Origin of the sequence: Streptomyces sp. NPDC052236 (genome assembly GCF_044548015.1) — a bacterium.
GTDB lineage: Bacteria > Actinomycetota > Actinomycetes > Streptomycetales > Streptomycetaceae > Streptomyces.
The window spans coordinates 81704-88267 of the sequence record NZ_JBIUBL010000034.1; the positions used below are offsets into that span (position 1 = coordinate 81704).

Annotated in this window: 5 protein-coding genes and 2 pseudogenes; 3 read left to right on the forward strand and 4 right to left on the reverse strand. The window is 70.0% G+C overall.

The genetic code is table 11. The annotated features are described in order from the left end of the window. Nucleotides 1-31: 31 nt before the first annotated feature. The 3 genes from ACIHCQ_RS38485 to ACIHCQ_RS38495 are packed head-to-tail and all read right to left on the reverse strand — an operon-like array spanning nt 32 to nt 2198. Nucleotides 32-1468, reverse strand: coding sequence for an FAD-dependent oxidoreductase (locus ACIHCQ_RS38485; protein ID WP_399673189.1), 1437 nt, complete (start codon nt 1466-1468; stop codon nt 32-34). Nucleotides 1469-1515: 47 nt separating this feature from the next. Then, nucleotides 1516-1902, reverse strand: a complete 387-nt coding sequence (locus ACIHCQ_RS38490; protein WP_399673191.1) for a fic family toxin-antitoxin system, toxin component — start codon at nt 1900-1902, stop codon at nt 1516-1518. Beyond that, nucleotides 1899-2198: a DUF1778 domain-containing protein gene (locus ACIHCQ_RS38495; protein ID WP_399673194.1), complete on the reverse strand. Its 300-nt coding sequence runs from the start codon at nt 2196-2198 to the stop codon at nt 1899-1901. Before ACIHCQ_RS38495 ends, ACIHCQ_RS38490 begins: the two co-directional genes overlap by 4 nt. Before the next feature lie 324 nt (nt 2199-2522). Between ACIHCQ_RS38495 and ACIHCQ_RS38500 the strand changes: the two are divergent. Together ACIHCQ_RS38500 and ACIHCQ_RS38505 are read left to right on the forward strand one after the other, a co-directional pair. After that, nucleotides 2523-3122, forward strand: a pseudogene (locus ACIHCQ_RS38500) (hypothetical protein); the annotation flags it as partial. A 94-nt stretch (nt 3123-3216) separates the two neighbouring features. After that, a complete protein-coding gene (locus ACIHCQ_RS38505; RefSeq protein ID WP_399673221.1) occupies nt 3217-5457 on the forward strand; it encodes a glycosyl hydrolase 115 family protein in 2241 nt (746 codons plus the stop codon). 69 nt (nt 5458-5526) lie between these two features. Here the strand turns inward: ACIHCQ_RS38505 and ACIHCQ_RS38510 are convergent, their stop codons facing one another. Continuing rightward, nucleotides 5527-5916 carry a hypothetical protein gene (locus ACIHCQ_RS38510; RefSeq protein ID WP_399673196.1) on the reverse strand — a complete coding sequence of 130 codons (390 nt, stop codon included), beginning with the start codon at nt 5914-5916 and terminating at the stop codon, nt 5527-5529. 268 nt (nt 5917-6184) lie between these two features. On the opposite strand from ACIHCQ_RS38510, the pseudogene ACIHCQ_RS38515 reads away from it, so the two are divergent. Then, nucleotides 6185-6564 (forward strand): annotated as a pseudogene (locus tag ACIHCQ_RS38515) (ABC transporter ATP-binding protein); the annotation flags it as partial.

The following is a 6564-nucleotide window of genomic DNA, read 5'->3' on the forward strand; positions in this document are numbered from 1 at the left end:
CTATCGACGCTACCTTTTTTGCGTAGCGGTGCTACGTCGCGCGCTCCGGCAGCTGAGGCGGCCCATCAGGGGTCTCCGCGACCGGTGCGAACAGGACCACCCGGGCGACATCCGGGGCGAACAGCGCGCTGATCGGCGCAGCCAGGCTCAGAACCCTCCGGAAAGCAGCACCGACGACCGGATCAGCGGGGTAGCGGGCCTGCACGCGCCGGAGGTACCACAGCGCGGGACGGTCGGCGATCCGCGAGCCTACGGCGTTGCCCACAGCGCCGGGCATGTTCTTGTCGGAGCCGGCGGAGATGTCCCAGGCCTGCGCGGACGCTGTGAACAGCGCGCGCTGCACACGCCGGGTCGTCGGGGTGCGCCGGGGGTCCGCCAGGGCGTCGCGCAGGGCAACCGCGCTGATTGCCGCGACGGCCATGCCCTGCCCGTAGACCGGGTTGAAGGTACACATCGCGTCGCCGATCGCGAGGAATCCGGCAGGCCTGCGTCCTGGACGGTCGTACCGCCGTCGCACATTGGCGGTCTTGCGGAAGCTGTGGACGGCTGTCTGCGGCTCCGCCTTCGCCAGCCACTCGCTCAGGACGGAGCGCGGCAGGGTCTCGGCGAACTTCTCGAACGCTTCCGCGTCGGTGGGCGGCTCGTCGCCGCGCAGCCCCGACAAGGTGACCAGATGAAGCCCGTCGTCCTCCACGGGCATGATGACCCCGCCGTGCGTCTGCGTGGGGCAAGGCACGACGAAGTAACCGAGACAGTCCGCGAGATGACCGTTCGAACCGTCCCGGTACAGCCGGGTCGCATAGGCGAGCCCGGTGTCGATCGTCTCCTCGTGCGGGGGCTCCGCGCCCATCGCCGCCAGCCACTCGGGGGCGCGGGAGCCCCGCCCCGACGCGTCCACCACCAGATCGGCGTCCAGGGACCGCTCGCCGTTCCGCTCGCCGTTCCGCTCGCCACCCCGTCCCGCGCCGCGCCCCGCACCCCGCTCGCGCAGCAGCACCCCCCGTACACGCTTGTCGTCACCGGTCAGCCCGGCGACCTCGGTGCCGTCGGCGACCTCAATCCGGGGGTTGGCGAGCACGCGGCGGCGGACGATGTGTTCGAGCCGAGGGCGCGTGCCCGTGAACATGTGGGTGGTGGCGGGAGTGCGCCGGAACCAGTAACCGTTCTGCCACTGGACTACGTCCCCGGGCAGGCCGACCTCTGGAGCCCCTTGGGCGCGTAACTCGCCGAGCACGCCCGGCAGAAGCTGCTCCAGAGCGACCTGACCGCCTTCGAGCAGGACGTGCGTATGGCGTCCCTGCGGAACGCCCGGCCTCAGTTCCGGCCCGTCCGGAAGCCGGTCGCGTTCGACGACGGTCACCCGCTGGGCGTACTCGGCGAGCACCGATGCCGCGAGTAGTCCGGCGATGCCGCTTCCGATCACCACCGCGTGACGGGCCCGCCCATCGGTGCCCAGTTGATCAGCCATGTCCTGCCTCTCAGGTCTTCTGCACTACGCCGACGGCCAGTTGACAGTCAGCTGACGGTCCAGGTTCGCAGCTGGCGGGCAATACGAGCGACGCGGAGCGTGCCGGAGGCCGCGTCCCTCACCAGCGCGACCGCCGCCTTGGGCGGGTAGTCGAGCCTGTTTCCGTTGAGATCGAGATACGCCTCGGTGGAGTGCCAGGCGAAGGCCTCGTTCGAGTGCTCCAGGCAGGGGAGCTTGGCCAAGGTCTGCAGCAGAGCGGCGGCCTTGAGGTGAAGAGAGCCGTAGATGTCGCGTTCCATCGCGCGGGCATTGACACGCGCGACTGCCGCGTAGAGGGGTCCGTAGTCGTCGACCTGGGGATCGCCGTCGAGCAGCTCGGCGGCGTGCAGGAGGAAGGTGACATCGAGCGGATGCGCAGGTTCGGGGTCGGTCACGCGGCGTGGCCCTGCTCGCCGTGGGTCCCGAGCTCGGCGAGTGCCTGCTGTTCGGCGGCGCGCTCATCAGCGCCCGGGTCGATGCTGCTGGACTCAGCGGCGAACGCGGCCCCGCTGCGGGCCATCGACGCCTTGAAGGCCTCCAGGAAGCGCTGCTCAACGGCGGTGGCGCGGGCATAAGCGGCGGACAGAATGTACTCCTGCAAACTGACGCCTTCCTGCCTGGCGGCGGCCGCGATCGCGGCTCGCTGCTCCGGGTCCGGGAAGCGGAGATTCATCGCTCTGGGCTCAGACATGGCACCTACGGTACCAGTGGTACCACCTCACGGAAATGGGCGGTATCCGGTCAAGGGGCCCTGCGCGCCGCAGGGATCTGGACGCCTCAGCCGCGCCGCCATAGGGTGACGGCAAGCGCTTTCTAGCCTGCCCATGTCAATACACGCGCCGTTTCGTTGCCCTCCTGCCCTCTCTCACCGAGTCATGCGCTCAGCCCTGCCGACGGCCCGGACGAGGAGCCGCGCGGGCCTGTCGCGGAAAGGTAGCGCCACGTGCCGCACAACGACCCCGAGAGCCCGTCGCAACCGTGGCAACCATGGACCCGCAAGTCGTTCCTGCGGGGAATGGCGGCCGCTGGGGTGGCCCCCTTGCTCACCGGCGTAACTCCCGCCGCCGCCCAAGCGGCATCGGCGGCACCGGCCGCGTCGCCGGGCCGGTCCGACTTCCCGCTGGTGCAGGGCGGTGCCGCCGTCGACGTGTACGTGGACGCGGCGGACGACCCGGCCGTGCTGCGTGCGGCCGGCGACCTGCAGGCGGATGTCGAGCGGGTCAGTGGCGTACGGCCGCAGCTGCGGCACACGCTGCCGGACAAGGCCGCGTGCCTCGTCCTCGTGGGCACCATCGGCGCGAGCCCGGTCATCGACCGGCTCATCGCGGACAAGCGCCTGGACACCTCGCGGGTGAAGGGACGCTGGGAGGCGTCGGTCACCCAGGTCGTGGACCGTCCGCTGCCCGGAGTGGAACGCGCCCTGGTGATCGCCGGAAGCGACCGGCGCGGCACCGTCTACGGCATCTACGACACCTCCGAGCGGATCGGGGTCTCCCCCTGGTACTGGTGGGCCGACGTGCCGGTCGAGCGCCGCGACACCGTGACCGTCCCGGCGGGGCCCTTCAAGCGGCACGAGCCGTCCGTCCGCTACCGCGGCATTTTCATCAACGACGAGCAGAACCTGACCACATGGTCCAACCGGACCCAGGAGTCCGGACAAGAACATCGGCCCCGAGACGTACAAGCGCGTCTTCGAACTGCTCCTCCGGCTGAAGGCCAACTACCTCTGGCCGGCGATGCATCCGTACTCCGACTTCTTCAACAAGCACCGGGAGAACCCCGAACTGGCCGAGCGCTACGGCATCGTCGTCGGCTCCAGCCATCCCGAGGCCATGCTGCGCAACGGCGTCCACGAGTGGGAGCCCTGGGCCAAGGAGCACCCGGGTGCGGACGGCGCCCTGCCTGTGTACGACTACACGGTCAACCCCGGTGTCATCTCCGACTACTGGCGGGCCCGGGCGCGGCAGAACGCCGGCCACGAGAGCAGCTGGACCCTGGGCATGCGCGGCCTGCACGACAGCGCGCTGGAGACGCGGTACGCCACCACGATTCCGGAGAAGGTCGTGGTGATGAACGACATCATCGCGGATCAGCGCCGGATCCTGGCCGAGGAGGTCGGCGCCGCGGCCGTGCCGCAGATCTTCATCCCGTACAAGGAGGTCCTGGAGCTGTACAACGCGGGTGTCCAGGTGCCCGAGGACGTCACGCTGATCTGGCCGGACGACAACCACGGCAATATGCGCCAGTTGCCGGACGAGGCGGAACGGCGGCGCTCGGGCGGCAGCGGGATCTACTACCACCTCTCCTACTGGGGACGGCCCAAGAGCTATCTGTGGCTGGACACCACCCAGCTGAGCAAGGTCTGGCAGGAGCTGCGCCGCGTGTACGAGCACGGCGCCGACCGGATGTGGATCTTCAATGTCGGTGACATCAAGTCGATCGAGACCGGCCTGTCCTTCGCCATGAACATGGCCTGGGACGTGGACCGGTGGAGCGCCGACGACGTCCAGGACTTCCTGGTGGAGTGGGCCGGGCGGCAGTTCGGCCGGCGCCACGGCCGCGAGATCGCCGCCATCCGTACCGAGTACTACCGTCTCGCGGCGGAGCGGCGCCCGGAGTTCATCGACCGCGGCGTCTTCTCCCCCGTCCACCACGGCGATGAGGCGGGCCGCAGAATGGCCGCCTACCGCGAGCTGCTGGAGCGGGCCCGGACACTGGGCGCCAAGCTGCCCGCCGCCTACCGGGACGCGTTCTACGAGCTGGTCGAATACCCGGTGCACGGCGCGTACTTGATGAACCTGAAGTTCTACTGGGCCGACCGCAACGCGCTCGCCGTCCGGCAGGGGCGCGGGGCCGGGACGAACCGCTTCGCGGAGCTGGCCGAGGCCGCCCACGCCGAGGAGCAGGCGATCACCAAGCGCTACAACACGGAGCTGGCCGGCGGGAAATGGGACGGCATCGTCAACCCCTACCCCTCCCAGATACCGAAGGCGCCGGGCCGGCCGACCGTCACCAGGGTCGCCCGGCAGGAGACCTCGGGGCTGGGAGTGGCGGCCGAGGGGAACGAAATCGGAGCTGACCGTCCGCTGTCCTTCTCCTCCTCCACCGGGGACCGCCGCTTCGTCGACGTCTTCAACACCGGCTTCCTGTCGTTCGACTGGAGCGCGACCGCCGGCCAGCCCTGGGTCCGTCTCTCCACAGCCGGCGGCACCATGACGGACCAGAGTCGCCTCTGGGTGGAGATCGACTGGAAGCGGCTGTCCGAGGGCGCGCACGATACGACGGTGACCCTCACCGGTGCCGGGCAGAGCATCGACGTGCCCCTGCGGGTCCTCAACGACGGGGAGCGGGCGCGCAAGCGGGCCCGCGGGTTCGTGGAGGCCCATGGATACGTCTCGATCGACGCCGCGCACTTCGACCGCCAGGTGGCGCGGGGCGGAGCCCACTGGCGTACGGTACGCGGGCTCGGCCGCCGCACGGCCGCCGTGGAAGCGGTGCCGTCGACGGCGGCTCCGATCACCGGGGACTTCACCACCCGGGCACCGGAACTGCGGTACCGGGTGCGCTTCGCCGGCACCGGAATCTTCCCGGTCACCGTCTTCCGTCTGCCGTCCCTCGACGAGCGCGGCCACCGCCGGGTGGCCGTCGCCCTCGACGACCGGGCGGTCACCGTCCTGTCGGGACAAGCCATCGCCACCGGCAACCGCGGCGACGCCTGGGCTCGCCAAGTGGAGGACGGCATCGAGAAACTGACCGCCATGGTGACCGTCACCGAACCCGGCGAGCATGTCCTGAGGCTCTTCATGGTCGACGCCTCGATCGCCGTGGACCAGATCGTCATCGACACGGGCGGGCTGCCCGGCAGCTATCTCGCGCCGCCGGAGAGTTACCACCGCTCCTTCAATCCCGACCCCGCCACGGGGTCGGGCCTGGAGGCGCCGGGCCAGTAGTCCGGCAGTCCGGCAGCCCTACGGCCGCCGTCGCGAGCCGTACGTCTTCACCCGCTCAGCTGCCGTTCATCACATGAGGCCGACGGCTCTGGGCGGGGCGAAGGCGTGACGGGCGCGGTGTTCGTTGCCGAAGCGGGCGATGACGGCGGCCCGGTCGGATTCTCCGGCCTCGCGGGCGATCGCCGCCCGGTGGCTCTTGCACGTGGCGCAGTCGGGGTCCCAGGCGGGAAGCAGCTCAAGGTGAGCGGCGGCCATGTGTTCGGCCAGGCTCATCTGGCTGGTGACATTCCTGTCCATGGGGTCGTAGTCGATGCCACGCTCCCCCGTGAGGCGCAGCTCCTCCGTCTGCTCCTGGACCCGCTTCATGGTCCGGTAGAGCTCGGCGCACTTCTGGCAGGACCACATCCAGGCCGGAGGCAGGGGCCAGGCATCCTCGGGCCTGATTTCGTCGGCACTCATGGCCTCCACCGTAGTAGTGACACTCCGTCGGCACCACAAGCCGTATCACCGGACGGGTGTGTACGAGTACGGGGCTTCCAGAGGCGTCTTCGGCGCCCGCTCAGCGCGTGAGCGGCGCTCGGCGCGGCTCAGAGATCGCGCGTATTCGTGTATTCGCGCAATCGCGTTGTCAGTGGCGGTTGGCAAACTGCACACTCACCGGACAGCACCGTGAGCCATCGGGCGATCACGCACGGTGCGGAAGATCGGACCTGCGACAGGAGCGACTATGGCGAAGCGAAAGCCCCACGCCGGGGCACCAGCGACCGGGGAGACCTCGGAGACCTCGGAGTCGGAGCAGTTACTGTTCGGCGGGCCGCTGCGCTACGACCTCGGCTGGAACAAGCACGAGGACGCCTTCTTCCAGCTGAATCTGAGGTCCATCCTCGGGCGGTTGCCGCGTCTGCTCGCCACCACCGCGCAGCTGGCGTGGCAGGCGGACAGGGCGGCCCTGCGTCTGGTGACCCTGGCGGAAATCGGCCGGGGCGTCAGTCAGGCGGTCGGCCTCATCGCGGTCAACCGCGTCCTCGGCCACCTCCTGGGCACAGGCACCACGGCCGAGCGGCTCACCGAGGCGGCCCCGGCCCTGGCCCTCGCGGGCGGCACCGC